Consider the following 19967-nt stretch of genomic DNA (forward strand, 5'->3'; position numbering starts at 1 on the left):
TGGCTTCGCCTTGTTTTGGAGCAGAAAGCTGGTGCAGTACTCGATCAGTGCTTGCGCGGAACCGGCTTGAGCAGCTCGGTGGGCGGCATTTCGCAGTTGATCTTGCGGCCCAGCAGCTCCTCGATCGGCGGCAGGGCGAAGGCATCGTCCTCGCCGGCGAAGCTGATCGAGGTACCGGTGCTGCCGGCGCGGCCGGTACGGCCGATGCGGTGCACGTAGTCGTCCGGGTCTTCGGGCAGGGTGAAGTTGATCACGTGGCTGATGCCGTCGACGTGGATGCCGCGGCCGGCGACGTCGGTGGCCACCAGGACGCGGATCTTGCCCTCGCGGAAGCCTTCCAGGACCTTGATGCGCTTGTGCTGCGGCACGTCGCCGGACATCTGGGCGGCGCTGATGCCGTCCTTGGTCAGGCGTTCCTCGATGCGGCGCACCTCGTCCTTGCGGTTGGCGAAGACCATCACGCGGGTCCAGTCGTTCTGCGCGATCAGGTTGTACAGCAGCTTGTACTTGTCGCTGCCGGCAACGGCATAGACGTGCTGCTCGACGGTATCGCTGGCGACGTTCTCCGGCTCGATCTCGACGATGGCCGGGTCGACGGTCCACTGCTTGGCCAGGTTCATCACGTCGTCGGTGAAGGTGGCGGAGAACAGCAGGGTCTGGCGTTCGCCCTTGTACGGAGTCTGGCGGATGATCTGGCGGACCTGCGGGATGAAGCCCATGTCGAGCATGCGGTCGGCTTCGTCGAGCACCATCACCTCGACCATGTCCAGGTGCACTTCGCCGCGCTGGTTGAAGTCCAGCAGGCGGCCCGGAGTAGCGACCAGGATGTCGCAGAAGCGCGATTCCAGGGTCTTGAGCTGTTTGTCGAAGTCCATGCCACCGACGAAGCTCATCACGTTCAGGCCGGTGTACTTGGCCAGGCCGAGCGCGTCGTTGGCGATCTGCACCACCAGCTCGCGGGTCGGCGCGATGATCAGCGCGCGGGGCTCGCCCATGTAGCGCTCTTTCGGCGGCGGGGTCTGCAGCAACTGGGTGATGATCGAGATGAGGAACGCAGCGGTCTTGCCGGTGCCGGTTTGGGCGCGACCGATGGCATCCTGGCCGCGCAGGGTGAAGCCCAGTACCTGCGCCTGGATCGGTGTGCAGTAGGGGAAGCCCAGGTCATGGATGGCGTGCATCAGACGCGGGTCGAGGTTGAAGTCGTGGAAACGGGTCTTGCCTTCGGCTGGCTCGACCACGAAGTCTTCCAGCTTCCAGTTGTCGACCACCGGCGGGCGCGGCTTGCGTTCACGGCGGGGGCGGTCGGCCCTGGGCTCGCGGGGCTTGTCGGCGCCTTCAGTCTTTGCCGGCTCGGCCTTGGCTGCCTGGTCGCGTTTTTCGCCACGTTCACCTTTGTCGGAACGCTCGGCGCGGGGTTTGTCGCTCTTCGGGCCGCGGGCCGGTTTCTCGGCGGAGTCGCCTTCGGGGCGCGGGTTGCGGGGTTTGCGCGGACGTTTCTCACCGCTCTGGGCGGGCTTTTCTGCGGCGGGAGCGGGGGCCGCTGGCGTGGCTACGGGTTGCTCGCCGTCGCCCTTGCTGAAGATTTTCTTGAGTGCTTTAAGCACGGCTGTCTCGTGTTGGTTAAGGAATGAACGGCCGCCAGTGTAATGCAAGATGCCCGCAGGGCGAAGTGCCAGGGGCATCTTGCCTATTGACTTGGCTTACGGAAGGCTCTCCAGCAGCAGCCGGCGGACGTTGCCGCCCATGATTGCGGCGATGTCCTGGTCGCTGAAACCGGCCTTCGCCAGGCCTTGGGTCAGCTGTGCCAGGCCGGTGGTGTCGAAGGGCGCGTTCACCGCGCCGTCAAAATCAGAGCCCAGCGCGACGTGCTCGACACCTACTTTATCGGCCGCGTAGCGCATCGCCTTGACGATGGCCTCCACGGACGTCTCGCAGACCGCGCCATCCCAATAGCCGATGCCGATTACCCCGCCGGTGTTGGCGATGCCGCGCAGGTGCGCGTCGGTCAGGTTGCGCGGGCCGGGACAGGTGCCTGCGACACCGGTGTGGGAGACGATCAGCGGGCGCTTGGCGATTGCCAGCACGTCGTCGATCAGCGGACGCGAGGCGTGGGCCAGGTCGATCAGCATTTTCTTTTCTTCCAGACGCGGGATGACCTGGCGGCCGAACTCGGTCAGCCCGCCTTTCTTCAGGCCGTGGGCGGAGCCGCCGACTTCGTTATCGAAGAAGTGGGTCAGGCCCATGATGCGGAAACCCGCGTCGTACATGCGGTCGATGTTCTCCAGCTTGCCTTCCAACGGGTGCAGGCCTTCGGTGGCGAGCACGCCGGCGACGCGCTTGGGGTCCTGCTGCCAGGCAGCGAGGTAGCGGGTCAGGTCATCGCGGCTGCGGATCAGGGTGAGCTTGCCCTGGCTGTCGGCGGCGGCCTTGTCGAGAAGTTCGCCCTGATACAGGGCGCGCTCGAGCAGGCTGTTCCAGGTGCGCGCCGGCCAGCGCTGGGCGATGACCAGCGGGGTTATGTTGTCGCTGTCGGCGCTGTTGCTCTCGTAGTTCAGGCCGCGCGGGGTCTTGGTGACGGTGGAGAATACCTGCAGGCCGACATGGCCTTCGAGCAGGCGCGGCAGGTCGGTATGGCCGTGGTCGTGGCGGTCGAGCAGGTTGCGGTCCCAGAGCAGGGCATCGTCGTGCAGGTCGGCGACGAACAGCGTCTGGTGCAGCGCCTGGGCCTGCGGCGAAGCGGGGTAGGGCGGCGGGCTGGCCACGGTGTTCATCTTCCGGTCCATGTAGCCCGGCAGGTTGAAGAAGATCCCGAGGCCAACGGCCAGCAGGATGAGCAGGACGATCAGCAGTTTGCGCATGTCAGCTTCCCAGCTTTGTTGTTATTGGTGTTTTCGCTGGGGGAATCTAACAGACGGGCCAGTGCGGTGGGAGGTCAGCCGCAGAGGCAGTTGCGGCCCTTCTGCTTGGCCTGGTAGAGGGCGCCGTCGGCGCGCAGGATCAGGCTCGGCAGGTTTTCCTGGATGTCCATCTCGGCCAGGCCCAGGGACACGGTGACGCCCGGCAGGATGCCGACGGGTGAATAGAAGGAGGCGACGTGCTCCAGGCTCTGGCGCAGGCGGTTGCCGATGCGCCGGGCTTCGTCGATGGCGATTTCCGGCAGGAGGATGACGAACTCCTCGCCGCCATAGCGCGCCATGCTGTCCTTGGGCCGCAACTGGCTGCGCAGGGTGTGGGCGACCAGGCAGAGCGCATAGTCGCCAGCCAGGTGGCCGTGTTCGTCGTTGTAATTCTTGAAGTGGTCGACATCGAGCATGAGCATGCACATGGGCTGTTCGTTGAACGCGCAGCGCGTGCTTTCGCGGTCGTAGATGTGCTCCAGCCAGCGCCGGTTGAACAGCCCGGTGAGGGTGTCGATGTTGGCGTTCTGCTCGGTGTCGAGAATGATCCGGTTGCCTTCGCGAACGCGCTCGCAGAGTACCGAGAGGAGGTTCTGCATGACCTGCGGGGAGTGCTCGAACAGGCCGATCAGCGCCTCGCGATGCAGGCGCAGCACGGTGGTCGGTTCGCTGGCGACGACGTAGGCCGAAGGGTGGTCGCTGTCGATGAAGCTGATCTCGCCGGCACAGTCGCCCGGATGCAGGGTGCTCACCGGCTGGTTGTCCAGAGAGCCCAGGTACACCGTCAGGTGCCCGGAGAGAACCATATAGAGGAAGTGATTGCGGTTGAATGGCGACAGCAGGATTTCGCCGCGCTCCAGTTCACAGGCGCGGAAATCCTTCAGCAATTGCTGCAGGTGACCCGCGGCCACATTCTGGAACAGGCGCAGGTGCTGGAGTTGGCGTATGTCCTCGTTCCACTGCGCGGCTTTCATGGCGCAGCGGAAGTCGGATGGCGGCTGATGATGTGCACGACTGACTCTCCCTGTAGTCCTCTTCGCACATTGAGCCATCAGTATTAGTCAGATTTGAGTACTGGCAATTCGCAGCCAGACCCGGCCGACCGGCGGTCGGCCGGGTGTTTCATCAGCTTTCCAGCAGCTCCACGTGCACGGCATAACCCCCCAGGCGGTCGGCCAGTGCGGCGCGTGAGTCTAGGTCGAGGCCGCCAACGAAGACACGTGCTTTCTGCCCATGACGGTCATCGGCGACCACCTCGACGCGCGGGGGCGGGGCGAGGTGCCGGGTTTCGTCCTCGAGCACGCGACGAATGGCATCCAGGCGCAGAGCCGGCTTGAAGGTCTTGCCCACCGCGGTGACCGGGATGGCGTCCAGCAGCCAGGCGTCCTTGGGGACCGCCGCGCGCTCGGGAATGTGCCGGGCGGCGTGTTCCAGCAGCTCCGCCTCGCTCGCCCGCATGCCCGGCTTGAGCTGGATGTACACCACGGGCAGCTCGCCGGCTTTCGGGCAGGGTTTGCCCACGGCGGCGGCCATGGCCACGGCGGGATGGCAGTGCAGGGCTTCCTCGATCATCTGCGGATCGATGTTGTGGCCGCCACGGATGATCAGGTCCTTGCTGCGGCCGGTGAGCCAGATGTAGCCGTCGGCGTCGATGCGGCCCAGGTCGCCGGTGTTGAACCAGTCGCCGTCGACCCAGATGTCCTTGTTCTTGCTGGCTTGCAGGTAGCCCTTGAATACGGTGGGGCCGCGCAGGCAGATGTTGCCGATTTCATCCACGGCGGCGTCGCGCAGGTACTGGCCGTCGCCGTCGAGGATCACCGATTTCAGCTCGCAGTAGGGCAGGCGCAGGCCGATGGAGCCGGGCCGGCGTTCACCGCCGCGCGGGTTGCAACTGGTGCCGCAGGTGCCTTCGGTCATGCCATAGCCTTCGATGACTTTCAGGCCCGTCTTCGCCTCGAACTGGCGAATCAGCTCCACCGGCATGGGCGCGGCGCCGCACAGGGCGAAGCGCAGGCTGGAGAGGTCACGGCCTTCGCTGGGTACCTGCAGCAGGGCGGCATAGATGGTCGGCACGCCGCTGAAACTGGTGACCTTGTAGCGCTCCACCAGCTTCCAGAAGTCCTGGATCAGGGTGGGATTGCGGTAGCCCTGGGGGCCGGCCAGCAGCACTTCGCCACCGCGCATGAACGGTGCCAGGCCGCTGACCATCACGCCGTTGACGTGGAACAGTGGCAGGCCGCAGAGCAGCACGTCGTGGCCGTCATAATCGGAATTCAGGCCCATGATCTCGGCCATTGCCACTTCGTTGAAATGGCTGTGCGGTGCGAGCTTGGGCGTGCCGGTGGTGCCGCCGGTGTGGAAATACGAGGCAACGTCGTCCGGGGCGATCACGCGGCCGCTTTCCAGGTGATCGTCCGGGCACTGGGCGAGCAGTTCGTCGAAGTCCAGCACGCCGTCCGGCAGGGCACCGCGCGCTGATCTGATCGCCGAACGCTGTGGCTCGGGCAGCAGGTTGGCGATATCGACGGTGACGATGGCGTTGAGCTCGGGCAGGTGGTCGCGCAGGGCGGCCACCTTGTCCCAGAGGTCGGTGCCGGGGAAGGGTGCCAGGGTAACCAGCACGCGGGAGTTGGCGGCGCGCACCAGTTCGGCGATGTGTTCGGGGTCGAGCAGCGGGTTGATCGCGTTGACGATCCCCGCTGCCTCGCCACCCCAGATCACGTAGTGGGTCTGCGGCAGGTTGGGCAGCAGGAACGACACCGAGGTGTCCGGCCGCACGCCGAGGCGATGGAAGGCGTTCGCCGCCTGGGTAACGCGGGCGAACAACTGCTCGTAGCTGACCTTGAGCGGCTCTTCGGCCGCCGAGCCCTGCAGCAGGAAGGTCAGGGCGGTGGACGGGCCGAACTGCCGGGCGGAACGGCGCAGCAGTTCATAGGTGTTGGGCGGCAGGTCGCGGTCTTGCAACGGGACCTGTTCCAGGGCTTCGACATCACGCAGGCTGCTGATCGGGGCGTTCATGCTTCTTCTTGTTCTCCGCAGGGTCAGGGGATCACAGGCGCTCCCGCAGCCAGGCGCCGATATCGCCGAGTTCCTCGTTGCTCACTTCGTGGCTCATCGGGTAGGTGCGCCACTGCGCGGGCACCTCGTTGGCCTGCAGGAAATCGTAGGCGGCGCGGCCCATGGCGGGCAGCACCACGTCATCGAAAGTGCCATGCAGGCAAAGCGCGGACAGTTGTCTTTTTGTAGCCGGCAGGCTTATGCCTTCGCTGAATGTCGGGCCATAGGTGGAGAGGGCCATGACCCCGCCCAGTTCGCCGTCCCAGCGCAGGTAGCCGGTATGCAGCACCACCGCGCCGCCCTGGGAGAAACCGGCGAGGATGATGCGCTTGGCGACGATGCCCTGGTCGATCTGCCCCTGGATCAGCGCGATCACGCTGTCGGCCGAGGCTTCCAGCTGGGCTTCGTCGATGGCGCGCGCCGGGGCCATGGCGAGGATGTCGTACCAGCTCGGCGCGGGCATGCCGTTGAACACGGTGACCGGGCGGGTCGGCGCTTGCGGAAGGATGAAGCGCGTCGAGGTGAAGCTGCGTTGCAGCATCTGTGCTACCGGCTCGAAGTCGTAACGGTCGGCGCCCAGGCCGTGCAACCAAATGACGCAGGAGTCGGCGCTTTGGGCGGGTTCGAGGATCAGGGGCTGGGTCATGGAGGCTCCAGGATGGGGCAGGCGCTCTAGGAAGGGGCGCCGCGCTTGGGAAAGGGCAGAGGGGCGATGCAAGAAGATGTCGCATGGCCATAACTTGTGGGACTTGACTGCACGAAATTGCACGGATGTTCCCGGGCTGGTACGTCCCTTGCTATCGCTACTGGCAGGCCGTGCGGCCCCACTTCCGGTAACACTCTACCGACCCCATCCGGAAAGCTGTACCGGAAGTGGCGCCACGAAAGCCTTGGGCTGCTTCAGGGCCCGTCGTGCCGGCTGCGGTCAACAGTCGGTGCGGCGGGCCTTCGCCTTCACGCAATGATCCCTTGATGACCCGTTCCAGCGCGCAAGACCTGCGCGCTCGAAGGTGTGTTCGCGGCTCGGCGAAGGATTTTTCGCAGGCCGTCTAGACTCACTTTCAGGTCTCCATCCCGTTTGTTGTCTTGCTGGTGCCTCACGAGGGTACGGCGGTGGAACCGGGACTCCAAAACACTAAAAAAGCAACGGAGAAGATCGATGAAGATGGTGAAATCCACCCTGGCAGTGCTGACCACCGCCGCCGTGTTCGGCATCAGTGGGCTCGCCCATGCCGGCGCGACCCTGGATGCTGTGAAGAAGAAAGGCTACGTGCAGTGCGGTATCAGTGACGGTCTTCCCGGCTTCTCGTATGCCGACGCCAAGGGCCAGTACAAGGGCATCGACGTGGATGTCTGCCGCGCCGTGGCGGCGGCCGTGTTCGGCGACGCCAGCAAGGTCAAGTACAGCCCGCTGACCGCCAAGGAGCGCTTCACCGCGTTGCAGTCCGGCGAGATCGACATTCTTTCGCGCAACACCACCTGGACCAGTTCCCGCGACAGCGCCATGGGCCTGAACTTCGTCGGCGTGACCTACTACGACGGCCAGGGCTTCCTGGTGAACAAGAAGCTTGGCGTTTCCAGCGCCAAGGAACTCGACGGCGCCACCGTCTGCATCCAGGCCGGCACCACCACCGAGCTCAACCTGTCCGACTACTTCCGCTCCAACAATCTCAAGTACACCCCCATCACCTACGACACCTCCGACGAGAGCGCCAAGTCGCTGGAGTCCGGCCGATGCGACGTGCTGACCTCCGACCAGTCGCAGCTCTACGCCCAGCGCATCAAGCTGGCAGCGCCGGATGACTACGTGGTGCTGCCCGAAGTGATCTCCAAGGAGCCCCTCGGCCCGGCCGTGCGTCAGGGTGACGAGGAATGGTTCGACATCGCCCGCTGGACGCTCTTCGCAATGCTCAACGCCGAGGAACTGGGCATCAACTCGAAGAACGTCGAGGAACAGGCCAAGAGCACCAAGAACCCGGACGTCGCGCGTCTGCTCGGCGCCGAAGGTGACTACGGCAAGGACCTCAAGCTGCCCAAGGACTGGGCGGTGCAGATCGTCAAGCAAGTGGGTAACTACGGCGAGATCTTCGACCGCAACGTCGGCGACGGCAGCGAGCTGAAGATCAAGCGTGGCCTCAACGCCCAGTGGAACAAGGGTGGTCTGCAGTACGCACCGCCGGTGCGCTGACCTGACCCGTTCCGGCGCCCGGAGTCTGGGCGCCGGACTGTTTCGAACGACGTGAAGCCCAGTGGGCGGTCGCGGGCGTAGCCCGTGCCCGGCCGCCGGGTTTGCGAGAGGGCTTACATGCAGAATTCCGTCAAGGCCCAGCGTCCACGGGGGATATCGCTCAACGATCCCGTCGTGCGCGGCTGGGCATTCCAGATCCTCGCCGTCATCTTCGTCGTGGCGGTTGGCTGGTTCCTCTTCGACAATACCCAGACCAACCTCGCCCATCGCGGCATTCAGTCCGGCTTCGGCTTCCTCGACCACAGCGCCGGCTTCGGCATCTCCCAGCACCTGATCGACTACAGCGAAAGCGACACCTACGGACGGGTGTTCATGGTCGGCCTGCTGAACACGCTGCTGGTCACGGTGGTGGGCATCTTCTTCGCCACCATCCTCGGCTTCATCCTCGGCGTGGCGCGGCTGTCGCCCAACTGGCTGATCCGCAAGCTGGCGACCCTGTACATCGAGACCTTCCGCAACATCCCGCCGCTGCTGCAGATCTTCTTCTGGTACTTCGCCGTGCTCGGCCCGCTGCCGAACCCGCGGCAGAGCATCAGCTTCGGCGGCCTGTTCTTCGTCAACAATCGCGGCCTGCAGATGCCCGCGCCGATCGCCGCAGACGGCCTCGGCCCGTTCATCGTTGCGGTGGTCCTGGCGCTGGTCGGCTGGGCAGTGCTCTGGCGGTGGGCCAGGGCCCGCCGCCATGCCACCGGCAAGGCCTTCCCGGTGTTCGTCAGTGGCCTGGCGCTACTGATCGTGCTGCCAGGCCTGGTGTCGCTGGTGGCCGGTGCGCCGTTCCACTGGGACGTGCCGGTGCTGCAGGGCTTCAACTTCCGTGGCGGCTGGGTGGTGATCCCGGAACTGGTGTCGATCGTTCTGGCGTTGTCGGTCTACACCGCCGCCTTCATCGGCGAAACGGTGCGTGCCGGCATTCAGGCGGTCAGCCACGGCCAGACCGAAGCCGCCGGTTCCCTCGGCTTGCGCCCGGGGCAGACGCTGCGCCTGGTGATCATCCCGCAGGCGTTGCGGGTGATCATTCCACCGCTCACCAGCCAGTACCTGAACCTGGCGAAGAACTCCTCGCTGGCCGCCGCCATCGGCTATCCGGACATGGTCTCGCTGTTCGCCGGCACGGTGCTCAACCAGACCGGCCAGGCCATCGAGACCATGGCCATCACCATGAGCGTGTACCTGGCCATCAGCATCAGCATTTCGCTGTTGATGAACTGGTACAACAAGCACATCGCGCTGGTCGAGCGGTAGGGGAAGCAGATCATGACAACTCATACCTTCAAGCCCGACCTGCCGCCACCGGCGATGAGCGTCGGTGTACTTGCCTGGTTGCGCGCCAACCTGTTCTCCAGCTGGTTCAACACGCTGCTGACGCTGGTCGGTATCTACCTGGTCTGGCTGATCCTGCCGCCGCTGCTGGAGTGGGCGATCATCAAGGCCGACTGGACCGGCAGCACCCGCGCCGATTGCTCCCGCGAGGGCGCCTGCTGGGTGTTCATCGGCTCGCGTTTCGGCCAATTCATGTACGGCTTCTACCCCGAGGAACTGCGCTGGCGCGTGGACCTCACCGTGCTGTTCGTGGTGTTCGGCGCGGCGCCGCTGTTCCTCAAGCGCTTCGCCTACAAGGTGAAGTACGGCCTGGGCTTCCTCGTGGCGCTGCCGATCGTGGCCTACTGGCTGCTGCATGGTGGCTTCCTCGGCCTGGAAACCGTGCCGACCAGCGCCTGGGGCGGCCTGATGCTCACCGTGGTGATCGCCGCGGTCGGCATCTGCGGGGCGATGCCGCTGGGTATCCTGCTGGCGCTGGGGCGGCGCTCGAAGATGCCGGCGATCAAGGTCATCTGCGTCACCACCATCGAGTTCTGGCGCGGTGTGCCGCTGATCACCGTGCTGTTCATGTCCTCGGTGATGCTGCCGCTGTTCCTGCCCGAAGGCATGAACCTCGACAAGCTGCTGCGCGCGATGGTGATGGTGGTGCTGTTCGAGGCCGCGTATATCGCCGAGGTGGTGCGCGGCGGCATGCAGGCCATCCCGAAAGGACAGTACGAAGCCGCGGCCGCCATGGGCCTGGGCTACTGGCGGACCATGGGCCTGGTGATCCTGCCGCAGGCGCTCAAGCTGGTGATCCCCGGCATCGTCAACACCTTCATTGCGCTGTTCAAGGACACCAGCCTGGTGATCATCATCGGCCTGTTCGACTTCCTGAATAGCATCAAGCGCGCCACCGCGGACCCGGCCTGGCTGGGCATGGCCACCGAGGGCTATGTGTTCGCCGCGGTCGTCTACTGGGTTTTCTGTTTCGGCATGTCCCGCTACTCCATGCATCTGGAGCACAAGCTGGACACGGGCCATAAGCGTTAGGAGCGATTCATCATGTCTGAAGCCACCAACAAGACCGCGCAGCCGGCCATCGGCGATCACGTGATGATCACCATGAAGGGCGTGAACAAGTGGTACGGCCAGTTCCACGTGCTCAAGGACATCAACCTGGAGGTCAAGCAGGGCGAGCGCATCGTGCTCTGCGGGCCGTCCGGCTCGGGCAAGTCGACCACCATTCGCTGCATCAACCGCCTGGAGGAGCACCAGCAGGGCAGCATCGTGGTTGACGGTACCGAACTGACCAACGACCTCAAGCAGATCGAGGCAATCCGCAGCGAAGTTGGCATGGTGTTCCAGCATTTCAATCTGTTCCCGCACCTGACCGTGCTGCAGAACTGCACCCTGGCGCCGATGTGGGTGCGCAAGATGCCCAAGCGCCAGGCCGAGGAAGTCGCCATGCATTATCTTGAGCGCGTACGCATCCCGGAGCAGGCCCACAAGTTCCCCGGCCAGCTGTCCGGCGGCCAGCAGCAGCGCGTGGCGATCGCCCGTGCGCTGTGCATGAAGCCGAAGATCATGCTGTTCGACGAACCCACCTCGGCGCTCGACCCGGAGATGGTCAAGGAAGTGCTCGACACCATGATCGGGCTGGCGCAGAGCGGCATGACCATGCTCTGCGTGACCCACGAGATGGGGTTCGCGCGTACCGTGGCGAACCGGGTGATCTTCATGGACAAGGGCGAGATCGTCGAGCAGGCGCCGCCGGACCAGTTCTTCGACAACCCGCAGTCGGACCGCACCAAGCTGTTCCTCAGCCAGATCCTGCATTGATAAAGCTCTTCGTAGGAGCGAGCTTGCTCGCGAACGGATTTCCCGGCTACTTGGATGCCAGGCTGTTCGCGAGCAAGCTCGCTCCTACAGAGTCATGATGCCGCACCGCAAATCTTCATCCCCTCACGCTCGTCTCCCGCGATGGCGAGCCCCCGGCGCAACGGCGTATGCTGCCGACACCACCGCAACAAGGTGCGCATCGCCAAAAGCCGGCTGAACTCGGCCGTCGGATCGGTGTTCCCATGTGCAGTGGTTTGTCAGGGATGGGCTAACGTTTGAAGTAGCTCCCCTGCACCCGCCGTCCAAAGGAAGAGAGCCGACGTGAACCTGATCCTATCGCCAATGAACCTCAGCAAAGCCAAGGCCTGGGGCGCCCACGCGGTGACCTCCAGCGGTGTCATCCTCGCGCTGCTTGCGCTTCTCGCGCTGGTCGACAACAGGCCGCAAGCCTGCCTGCTGTGGCTGGGCGTGGCGCTGCTGGTGGACGGCCTGGACGGCACCCTGGCACGCAAGTTCGACGTCAAGGCGGTGCTGCCGCACTTCGATGGCTCGACCCTGGATCTGGTGATCGACTACCTCACCTACGTCTTCATCCCGGCGATCTTCATCTATCGCTACGTTCCGCTGCCGGTGCACACCGAACTGCTGGCGGTGGGGGTGATCCTGGTGTCCTCGCTGTTCTGCTTCTGCAACGTCAACATGAAGAGCAAGGACAACTACTTCGTTGGCTTCCCGGCTGCCTGGAACGTCGTGGCGGTGTACTTCTTCGTGCTCGACCTGCATCCCTGGGTCAGCTTTGTCACCGTGCTGGTACTGGCCGCGCTGACCCTGACCCGGATGAAGTTCCTGCACCCGTTCCGCGTGCGCCAGTTCATGCCGCTGAACATCGCCGTGACCTTCGTCTGGCTGCTCAGCAGCGCCTTGCTGATCCTCCAGCATCCGGTGGACCAGCCCTGGCTGCTCGGCCTGTGGTTCGTGGCGTCGGCCTATTTCGTCGGCGTCTGCGTGTGGCGCACGGCGATGGAGTGGTTCCACTGATCGCGGAATCACAATTGCCTTACGTAGGATGGTGTGAAGCGAAGCGATACCCATCGATTGCTCTGCAATGACCCGCACGGGTTACGGTCCTGAGGCTCTTGAATGTAGGAGCGAGCTAGCTCGCGAACCTCCCAGCGCTGGAGTGGCCGGGAAATACTTCGCGAGCAAGAACTGGGCGTCCCCCTCGCTCCTACAAATCCCTCCTAGAGTTGCCGCCCCAGCACTCGCTGCCGGAAAGCCCCCGGCGTCTCCCCGCACACCTGCTTGAACAACCGCGCGAAGCTTGCCCGGTCGGCGTAGCCGACATCACTGGCGATGCGTTCCAGCGAGCGCCCCGGATCGCCCAGCGCTTCCTGTGCCGAAGCGATACGCAGGCGCTGCACGTAGTCATTCGGCGACATCCCAACCTGCTCGCGAAAGCGCCGCAACAGCGTGCGCGTGGAGCAATGCACACGTTGCGCCAACGTGGTGAGGTCAAAGGGCTGAGCGTAGTTCTCCTCCAGCCAGGCCAGCAGCGGTTGCAGCGGCGAGCCGGCGGGCAGCGGCTCCGGCAGCAGCGGCGTGAAGCGCCGCTGGCGGCCGCGCCCGTGCTCGAACACCAGGGTTGCCGCCGCGCGCCGTGCCAGCGCCGCACCGGCATGCCGCTCGATCAGGTACAGGCACAGGTCCAGCCCGGCCTGGGCGCCGCCGGAGCAGAGCCGGCCGTTGTCGTCGGTACACAGGGCGTCGATGTCCAGGCGCACCTGGGGATAGCGTGCGCGGAACGCCGCCTCCAGCGCCCAGTGCGTGGTGGCGCGGCGCCCGTCCAGCACGCCGGCTTCCGCCAGCAGGAACGCGCTGCTGCACAGGCTGCCCAGTTGCACGCCGGCGGGCGCACGGCGCAGCCAGGAAAGCAGCGGCTGGTTGGCCTTGACGGTGCTGTCGATGTCCGCGCCGGTGGCGGGAATCAGCAGCAGGTCGCAGTGCGCAGCCAGATCCAGGCCGCCTTCCACTTCCACGCGGCCGAAAGGCAACTCTACCGGTGCGCCATCGCTGCTGATCCGCAGCACTTCGAAGTGCCGCTCACCGGCCAGGCGGTTGGCGAGATGGAAGCTGTCCATGGCCAGGCCAAGGCTGGAACACAGGGTTTGCGGGCAGACGAACAGGGCTATCCTGAACATGGCGTCTCGCTTTGCTCTGGCGATGGAAATGGCGCTATTGATCATAATGTTGTCGATATTGCCAATCGTGTCCAGTCGAAGCGGCTCCGATACTGCACACATCCTCCCAGACACGAGCCCACCATGGCCCACGCCAACGCCCAGCTGATCGAACGTTTCTACCAGGCCTTCCAGCGCCGCGACGGCGAGGCCATGGCCGCCTGCTACAGTGCCGACGTGCGGTTCCGCGACCCGGTCTTCAGCGACCTGCGCGGCGCCGAGGCCGGCGATATGTGGCGCATGCTCACCGCCCGGGCGCAGGATTTCGCGCTGACCTATGACGGCGTCGAGGCTGACGATACTCGTGGGTCGGCGCGCTGGCTGGCGTCCTACACCTTTACCCAGACTGGTCGGAAAGTGACCAATCACATCCAGGCACATTTCCATTTTCGCGATGGATTGATCTGTCAGCACGAGGACCGTTTCGACCTCTGGAAATGGTCGCGCCAGGCCCTTGGGGCCAAGGGCGCGCTGCTGGGTTGGGCGCCCCCGGTGCAGCGGGCGATTCGTGCGCAGGCCGCCAAAGGGCTCGCGGCATACCGCGCACAACGAGCAGGGAAGGCCTGATAGCGGGCTTTCGGGCTCGCCCGCGGCGGCTGGATAGGCTTAAATGACAGGCGACTGAGAGCCGGACGCCGCCATGATCACACTTTTCCAGTTCCCGCCCGCCTTCAACGTACCCAACGTCAGCCCGTTCTGCCTGAAGCTGGAGACCTTCCTGCGCCTCGCCGGGCTGGAATACCAGGTCAAGCCTGTGATGGACCCGCGCAAGGGGCCCAAGGGCAAGCTGCCGTTCATTACGCTGGACGGCAAACCCATCGCCGACACGGCGATCATCATGCGCACCCTGCAGCAGTACTACGAATTCGACCTCGACGCCGGCCTCGACGCCCGTGGCCGAGGCTGGGCTGTGTCGATCACTCGCCTGTGCGACGAGCACCTGGTGCCGCTGCTGGTGTATTTCCGCTGGCTCGACGAACAAGGCTTCCGCCAGGTGAAGGACGTGATGTTCCGTGGCGTTCCCGCCCCCCTGCGGCCGGTGGTCGGTGCGATGCTGCAGCGCAAGATCCGCGGCGATCTGAAGGGTCGCGGCCTGCTGCGCCACAGCCGCGAGGAACTGCTGAGCTTCGCCCGCGATGATCTCGAAGCCCTCGACGGCATGCTCGGTGACCTGCCGTACTTCGGTGGTGCCCAGCCCTGCAGCGCCGATGCCGCCACCTACGGCGTGCTGGCCAACCTGATCCTGAGCACCCTGGAAACCCCGCTCAACGACATGGCGCGCAGCTACGAGCGCCTGGTCGCCTACTGCGATCGCATGCAGGCGCGGGTCTGGGCGTCGTGACCGCCGCCGAGCCAAAACCCTGGTTCGTCTACCTGGTGCGCGCCGAGAACGGCGCGCTCTACTGCGGTATCAGCGACGACGCGCAACGGCGCTTCGAAGCCCATCGGACCGGCAAGGGCGCGCGCTTTTTCCATTCCAGCCCGGCCCAGGCGCTGGTCTACGTCGAAGCCTGCCCCGGCAAGGGCGACGCGCTGCGCCGTGAGCGGGCGATCAAGGCGCTGAGCAAAAAGGCCAAGGAGCACCTGGTGCTCGCCAGACCTTTCACCATCAGTGCCGTGGATGTCATGCCATCCGAGGGATGAGGTAGGACTCGCCTGCTGCTCGGGTTAAGCTGCCGGACCACTTTCCGACCGCTGGAGCGCCCCATGTCCGAGCTGATCCTGCACCACTACCCGACTTCGCCCTTCGCCGAGAAGGCGCGTCTGATGCTGGGCTTCAAGCAGTTGCCCTGGCGCTCGGTGACCATCCCGCCGCTGATGCCCAAGCCGGACCTGATGCCGCTTACCGGTGGCTACCGGAAGACGCCGGTGCTGCAGGTGGGCGCCGATATCTACTGCGACACCGCGTTGATCGCGCGCCGCCTGGAGCAGGAAAAGGCCGTGCCGGCGTTGTTCCCCGAGGGCTATGAGTTCACCGTCGCGAGCTTTTCCTCGTGGGTTGATTCGGTGATCTTCCAGCATGCGGTCAGCCTGGTGTTCCAGCCCGAGTCGATTGCCATGCGTTTCGGCAAGCTGCCGCCGGAGTTCCTCAAGGCGTTCGTCGCCGACCGCAGCCAACTGTTCAGCGGCGGCACCGCCAGCAAGCTGTCGGCCGAGCAGGCCAAGCACCAGTGGCCGAGCTTCATGGCGCGCGTCGAGGAGCAACTGTCCCGCGAAGAAGGCGATTTCCTGTTCGGCGAACCCTCGGTAGCCGACCTGTCACTCGCCCACTGCCTGTGGTTCGTCAAGGCCACGCCGGTCACCTCGCCACTGGTGGACGCCTACCCGGCAGTCAGTGCCTGGCTCGCTCGCGTGCTGGGTTTTGGTCATGGTGCGCCCAGCGAAATGAGCAGCGAAGAAGCCATCGCCGTGGCGCGCGACAGCCAGCCCGCCGCCTTGCCCCAGGAAGACTTTGTCGATCCCAACGGCTTCACGCCCGGCCAGCGCGTGGTGATCGCCGCCACTGACTACGGTTGCGATCCGGTGGAGGGCGAACTGCTGCATGCCGGGCTGGAGAGCCTGATCCTGCGCCGTGAGGACCCGCGTGCCGGCATCGTCCACGTGCATTTCCCGCGTATCGGCTTCAGCATCCGCCCGGCCTGAGCCCGGTCGGGCCAGGGCATTGCCGCGTGACCGGCGTGCGCAGGCGCGGCAGGCTCTCGGCCATTTCACGGAAGTGTTGCAGGCGCTCGTAGCAGAGCGCCATTTCCCCGCTGTTGCTGTTGTACCAGGCGTCCGGTGCGCCGCAGCTGACCAGTTGGATGATCAGCGGGCGCGGTGGCCGGAACAGACGGAACACCTCGTCCACCATCGCCTGCAGATGGTCGCCGTCGCGTAGCAGGGCGATCAGCGGCTGCATGGCATCGCGGTCCACCGCTGGCGTGTCGTAGTTCAGGTGCAGCGCGGCACGGTGCTGGATCGATGGATGCCGCCGGGCGTGGCGAATCCACTCGAACGCCTTGCTGGCCTGCTGGAATTCCTGGTCACAGTAAACGGCGCGCTCGTAAGGCAGCCCGGTGAGCGGCGGCAGCCAGTCCAGCCGCGTCATGTCGCTGCCATAGAGCAGGCAGGCGATGTTGTAGTAGCGCTGCTCGTCCAGCGGGTGGCTGTCCCAGGCCAGCACCTGGTCCGGTGGGGGCTTGGGCGTCTGCCATTCCAGCCGCCAGTAGTCGGCGATATCCAGCAGGCGCGCGTCCACCTCGTCCCGCGGCAGCCTGGCATAGAGGCGGAACAGCAGGATGAAGCCAAGCTGGTCTGCTGCATCTTCCTCGCGGCCCAGCACCGGCAGGTCGTACTCGGCGATCAGCATGTGTCCCATTTCGTGCATCACGCTGAACTCGGCGTTGGCCAGCACGAAGCGCGCGACGTTGGGCGGGAGCGGCGTCGGGTCGGCGAAAAGCAGGCGGGTGCAGAGCAGCAACAGCAACGCGAAATACGAGGAATTCGACCGGGGATGCCCGGAGAGCGGGGACGCAGCGACAGTGAAAGCGTGCAAGGCGGGCATGGCGGCCACCGCGAGCGAGAGGCGCCTGATCTGACTCTAGCAGCCGCACCATGCGGGCTGCGGGGCGTTTTGTCGGAACTCTGTGCAGCGGTCTTATGAGCCCTCTGCCCTGCAGGTTCGCGAGCAAGAACTGGGCGTCCCCCTCGCTCCTGCAGTTCGCCGGAATGCTCAGTGGGCTTTTTGCAGGAGCGAGCTTGCTCGCGAACCGCACGGCGCCAAATCGTCAGCCACAAAAAAGCCCATCGCGAGATGGGCTTTTCGTTTCAGCCGGGGCTCAATCCTTGCGGCGCTTGAGCTGGTCCTGCAGTTGGGTCGGCAGGCCGCGGATGATCAGCATGTCGCGCGCCTCGTCGTATTCCACCTTGCTGCCCAGCAGGTGCGCCTCGAAGCTGATCGACAGGCCTTCGGCGCGGCCGGTGAAGCGGCGGAATTGATTGAGTGTGCGCTTGTCCGCCGGGATCTCCGGCGACAGGCCGTAGTCCTTGTTGCGGATGTAGTCATAGAAGGCGCGCGGCGCCTGGTCGTCCATCAGCTCGGAGAGCGCGTCCAGGGCCATCGGCTCGCCGATCTTGGCCTGGCTGGTGGCGTAGTCCACCAGCACGTCGGTCTTCTCGCGGGCCTGCTCTTCAGGCAGGTCTTCGCTTTCGACGAAGTCGCTGAAGGCCTTGAGCAGGGTGCGGGTCTCGCTGGGGCCGTCGACGCCTTCGGTGCAACCGATGAAGTCGCGGAAGTAGTCCGAGACCTTCTTGCCGCCCTTGCCCTTGATGAACGAGATGTACTGCTTGGAGGTCTTGTTGTTGCGCCACTCGGAGATATTGATCCGCGCAGCCATGTGCAACTGGCCCAGGTCCAGGTGACGCGACGGGGTGACTTCCAGCGCCTCGGTGACCGCCACGCCTTCGCTGTGGTGCAGCAGGGCGATGGACAGGTAATCGGTCATGCCCTGCTGGTAATGGCAGAACAGCACGTGACCGCCGGTGGACAGGTTGGACTCCTCCATCAGCGTCTTCAGGTGTTCCACCGCCTGCTTGGAGAAGGCGACGAAATCCTTGCCATCCTCCAGGTACTCGCCCAGCCAACCGCTGAACGGGTAGGCGCCGGACTCGCTCTGGAACAGGCCCCAGGCCTTGTTCGGCTTGGCGTTGTAGCTTTCGTTGAGGTCGGCCATCAGGTTCTCGATGGCCTGGGAGTCGCCCAGCTCGGCATCGCGCGCATGCAGCGTCGCGGGGTTGCCGTCGGGCTTCTTGTCGATCAGGTGGACGATGGCGTGGCGAATCGGCATGGCGGACCCGGATGTTCAGTGCCGGCACCGCCGCACGCAGCAAAGCGGCGGCGGGGCGGGCGGATTGGAAAACGCCAGAGTTTACCCGACAAGGCGCCGGGATGCGCGACGCCGATCAGTCCGCCGCCGATGCCAGCCCCTCGTCACGCTCGCGGCGGTTGCGGCGCAGCTGGCGCAGGCGACGGATCACGTAGTTGAGGTGCAGGTGCAGTTCGTATAGCTCGTTGTAGTACGACAGCGGCACCTCGACCTTGGCCAGCTCGGCCTCCAGTTGCTCCAGGCGCTCGATCTCGGTGCTCAGCTCGGCGCTGCCGGTGCGTTCGTCCAGGCGCCGGTCGATCTCGCGCAGGTAGCGGTACCAGCGGTAGATGCGTGCACGGATGCGCCAGCGGTACAGCGGGCCGATGGACTTCATCAGCGGGATGAGGATGGCGATGAAGGGAATCAGCAGGATGATGTAGCGGTCCGCCAGCGAGGCGATGCGAAACGGCAGGAAGCGCTGCAGCAGTGGCGGGCCGCTCTTGTAGTAGCGCTCGGCGTCTTCCTGCAGGGCCAGGGTGCGCGGCTCGGCGCTGGGGAAGGCGCCGGCGGCATCGAGCAGCGTGCCACTCTTCATCACCGTGCGTGCGGCCTCGAGGATCAACGGGGTAAGTGCCGGGTGGAAGTCGCCGTTGACCACCAGGGTGGCGACCGGTGACAGGGTGGCAAGATCCTGGTCCGGCACGTTCTGCGCCAGGTTCAGCAAGCCTTCGCTGACCTCCACGCGCTTGAGGAAGGGAATCCGCGCCTCGTAGGCGTGCGCGCGGCGAAAGCCCGTGAGCTTGAGTTCGGGGCTGGCGGCCAGACGCTGGATCAACGGGTTCTCCGCCGGGCCGACGAAGAAGGCGGCGTCCAGCTCGCCCGCCAGCAACTGGTTGGCTACGGCATTGCCGCCGTGCGCCTGCCAGCCGGCAGGCAGGGGCTCGACGGGGATCTCGTTGGCCTTGAGGATGGCCTCGGTCACGGCCTCGGTGCCGCTACCGGCGCCGCCGACCGCTACGCGCAGGGCGAGCAGGTCGGCCAGGCGATCGATCTTCGCCTCGCGGCGCTGGAACAGCCACAGTGGTTCCTGGAACATCGCGCCGAGGGTCTGCAGGTGCGCGCGCTGCTTGGCTTCGAGTTGCTGTTCCTGGCCGCTCTGCACCAGCGCCAGGTCGACGCCGCTCCTGCCATCGAGCAGCTTGCCCAGGTTTTCCCGCGAGCCGCTGGTGCGCACCAACTGCAGATCGAAGCCCTGTTTGGCCAGTTCCTCCTTCAGCCGTTGGCCGAATACCGCGTAGCCGCCGCCCGGCGCACCGGTGGCCAGGGTGGCGCTCATAGGCGGCGGCGGGGCGACGAAGTAGAAGACCGCGGCGACCAGTGCGGCCAGCACCGGCACCAGCCAGAGGTTGGCGCGCACCAGGATGGCGAGGTCCTTGAGCATGTTCAGAAGGCGTTGCATGGGGAGTCCTTGTGGCGACGTGCTGTCCTGAAAAGATAGCCAGCCTGGGCGAGGGCGGCCGGCGAATCCGCCATGGCGAAG

The 19967-nt window shown here is 65.3% G+C and carries 18 protein-coding genes; 9 read left to right on the forward strand and 9 right to left on the reverse strand.

Annotated features, from left to right (window positions below; translation table 11 throughout):
- Window positions 1-44: 44 nt before the first annotated feature.
- From rhlB to N5C91_RS06120, 5 genes are all read right to left on the reverse strand, one after another.
- A complete protein-coding gene (gene rhlB, locus N5C91_RS06100) occupies window positions 45-1604 on the reverse strand; it encodes an ATP-dependent RNA helicase RhlB (RefSeq protein ID WP_236199441.1) in 1560 nt (519 codons plus the stop codon).
- Window positions 1605-1700: 96 nt separating this feature from the next.
- Window positions 1701-2858 (reverse strand): dipeptidase, encoded by a 1158-nt coding sequence (locus tag N5C91_RS06105; protein ID WP_279828482.1) that lies wholly within the window; start codon window positions 2856-2858, stop codon window positions 1701-1703.
- A 74-nt stretch (window positions 2859-2932) separates the two neighbouring features.
- Window positions 2933-3871 (reverse strand): GGDEF domain-containing protein, encoded by a 939-nt coding sequence (locus tag N5C91_RS06110; RefSeq protein ID WP_236174236.1) that lies wholly within the window; start codon window positions 3869-3871, stop codon window positions 2933-2935.
- Between the two features lie 151 nt (window positions 3872-4022).
- Window positions 4023-5915, reverse strand: a complete 1893-nt coding sequence (locus N5C91_RS06115; RefSeq protein WP_279828485.1) for an acyl-CoA synthetase — start codon at window positions 5913-5915, stop codon at window positions 4023-4025.
- A 31-nt stretch (window positions 5916-5946) separates the two neighbouring features.
- Window positions 5947-6600, reverse strand: coding sequence for an alpha/beta fold hydrolase (locus tag N5C91_RS06120; protein WP_236199443.1), 654 nt, complete (start codon window positions 6598-6600; stop codon window positions 5947-5949).
- Window positions 6601-7113: 513 nt separating this feature from the next.
- On the opposite strand from N5C91_RS06120, the gene N5C91_RS06125 reads away from it, so the two are divergent.
- The 5 genes from N5C91_RS06125 to pcsA all read left to right on the forward strand — a co-directional run bounded on the left by N5C91_RS06125 (window position 7114) and on the right by pcsA (window position 12381).
- Window positions 7114-8142: an amino acid ABC transporter substrate-binding protein gene (locus tag N5C91_RS06125; RefSeq protein ID WP_236174233.1), complete on the forward strand. Its 1029-nt coding sequence runs from the start codon at window positions 7114-7116 to the stop codon at window positions 8140-8142.
- A gap of 117 nt (window positions 8143-8259) precedes the next feature.
- Window positions 8260-9444, forward strand: coding sequence for an amino acid ABC transporter permease (locus N5C91_RS06130; RefSeq protein WP_279828514.1), 1185 nt, complete (start codon window positions 8260-8262; stop codon window positions 9442-9444).
- A gap of 12 nt (window positions 9445-9456) precedes the next feature.
- Window positions 9457-10554: an amino acid ABC transporter permease gene (locus tag N5C91_RS06135; protein ID WP_236174231.1), complete on the forward strand. Its 1098-nt coding sequence runs from the start codon at window positions 9457-9459 to the stop codon at window positions 10552-10554.
- Window positions 10555-10566: 12 nt separating this feature from the next.
- On the forward strand, window positions 10567-11343 hold the full coding sequence (locus tag N5C91_RS06140; protein ID WP_205337154.1) for an amino acid ABC transporter ATP-binding protein: 777 nt from the start codon (window positions 10567-10569) through the stop codon (window positions 11341-11343).
- A 342-nt stretch (window positions 11344-11685) separates the two neighbouring features.
- Window positions 11686-12381 (forward strand): phosphatidylcholine synthase, encoded by a 696-nt coding sequence (gene pcsA / locus N5C91_RS06145; RefSeq protein ID WP_236174263.1) that lies wholly within the window; start codon window positions 11686-11688, stop codon window positions 12379-12381.
- Window positions 12382-12584: 203 nt separating this feature from the next.
- On the opposite strand, the gene N5C91_RS06150 is transcribed toward pcsA, so the two are convergent.
- Window positions 12585-13541, reverse strand: coding sequence for a helix-turn-helix domain-containing protein (locus tag N5C91_RS06150; protein WP_236199444.1), 957 nt, complete (start codon window positions 13539-13541; stop codon window positions 12585-12587).
- A gap of 123 nt (window positions 13542-13664) precedes the next feature.
- On the opposite strand from N5C91_RS06150, the gene N5C91_RS06155 reads away from it, so the two are divergent.
- From N5C91_RS06155 to N5C91_RS06170, 4 genes are all read left to right on the forward strand, one after another.
- Window positions 13665-14147 carry a nuclear transport factor 2 family protein gene (locus N5C91_RS06155; protein WP_279828526.1) on the forward strand — a complete coding sequence of 161 codons (483 nt, stop codon included), beginning with the start codon at window positions 13665-13667 and terminating at the stop codon, window positions 14145-14147.
- 73 nt (window positions 14148-14220) lie between these two features.
- Window positions 14221-14922 carry a glutathione S-transferase C-terminal domain-containing protein gene (locus tag N5C91_RS06160; RefSeq protein ID WP_236199446.1) on the forward strand — a complete coding sequence of 234 codons (702 nt, stop codon included), beginning with the start codon at window positions 14221-14223 and terminating at the stop codon, window positions 14920-14922.
- Window positions 14919-15224 (forward strand): GIY-YIG nuclease family protein, encoded by a 306-nt coding sequence (locus N5C91_RS06165; RefSeq protein WP_279828528.1) that lies wholly within the window; start codon window positions 14919-14921, stop codon window positions 15222-15224. Before N5C91_RS06160 ends, N5C91_RS06165 begins: the two co-directional genes overlap by 4 nt.
- Before the next feature lie 63 nt (window positions 15225-15287).
- A complete protein-coding gene (locus N5C91_RS06170) occupies window positions 15288-16223 on the forward strand; it encodes a glutathione S-transferase family protein (RefSeq protein ID WP_279828530.1) in 936 nt (311 codons plus the stop codon).
- On the opposite strand, the gene N5C91_RS06175 is transcribed toward N5C91_RS06170, so the two are convergent.
- From N5C91_RS06175 to N5C91_RS06185, 3 genes are all read right to left on the reverse strand, one after another.
- Window positions 16204-17124, reverse strand: coding sequence for a DUF4344 domain-containing metallopeptidase (locus tag N5C91_RS06175; protein WP_279828532.1), 921 nt, complete (start codon window positions 17122-17124; stop codon window positions 16204-16206). The genes N5C91_RS06170 and N5C91_RS06175 overlap by 20 nt on opposite strands.
- Before the next feature lie 274 nt (window positions 17125-17398).
- A complete protein-coding gene (gene yejK, locus N5C91_RS06180) occupies window positions 17399-18406 on the reverse strand; it encodes a nucleoid-associated protein YejK (protein WP_236174223.1) in 1008 nt (335 codons plus the stop codon).
- Window positions 18407-18521: 115 nt separating this feature from the next.
- Window positions 18522-19886 carry a TAXI family TRAP transporter solute-binding subunit gene (locus N5C91_RS06185; protein WP_279828535.1) on the reverse strand — a complete coding sequence of 455 codons (1365 nt, stop codon included), beginning with the start codon at window positions 19884-19886 and terminating at the stop codon, window positions 18522-18524.
- Window positions 19887-19967: the final 81 nt, after the last annotated feature.

The organism is Pseudomonas sp. GD03903 (genome assembly GCF_029840045.1).
Lineage (GTDB): Bacteria > Pseudomonadota > Gammaproteobacteria > Pseudomonadales > Pseudomonadaceae > Pseudomonas > Pseudomonas pseudonitroreducens.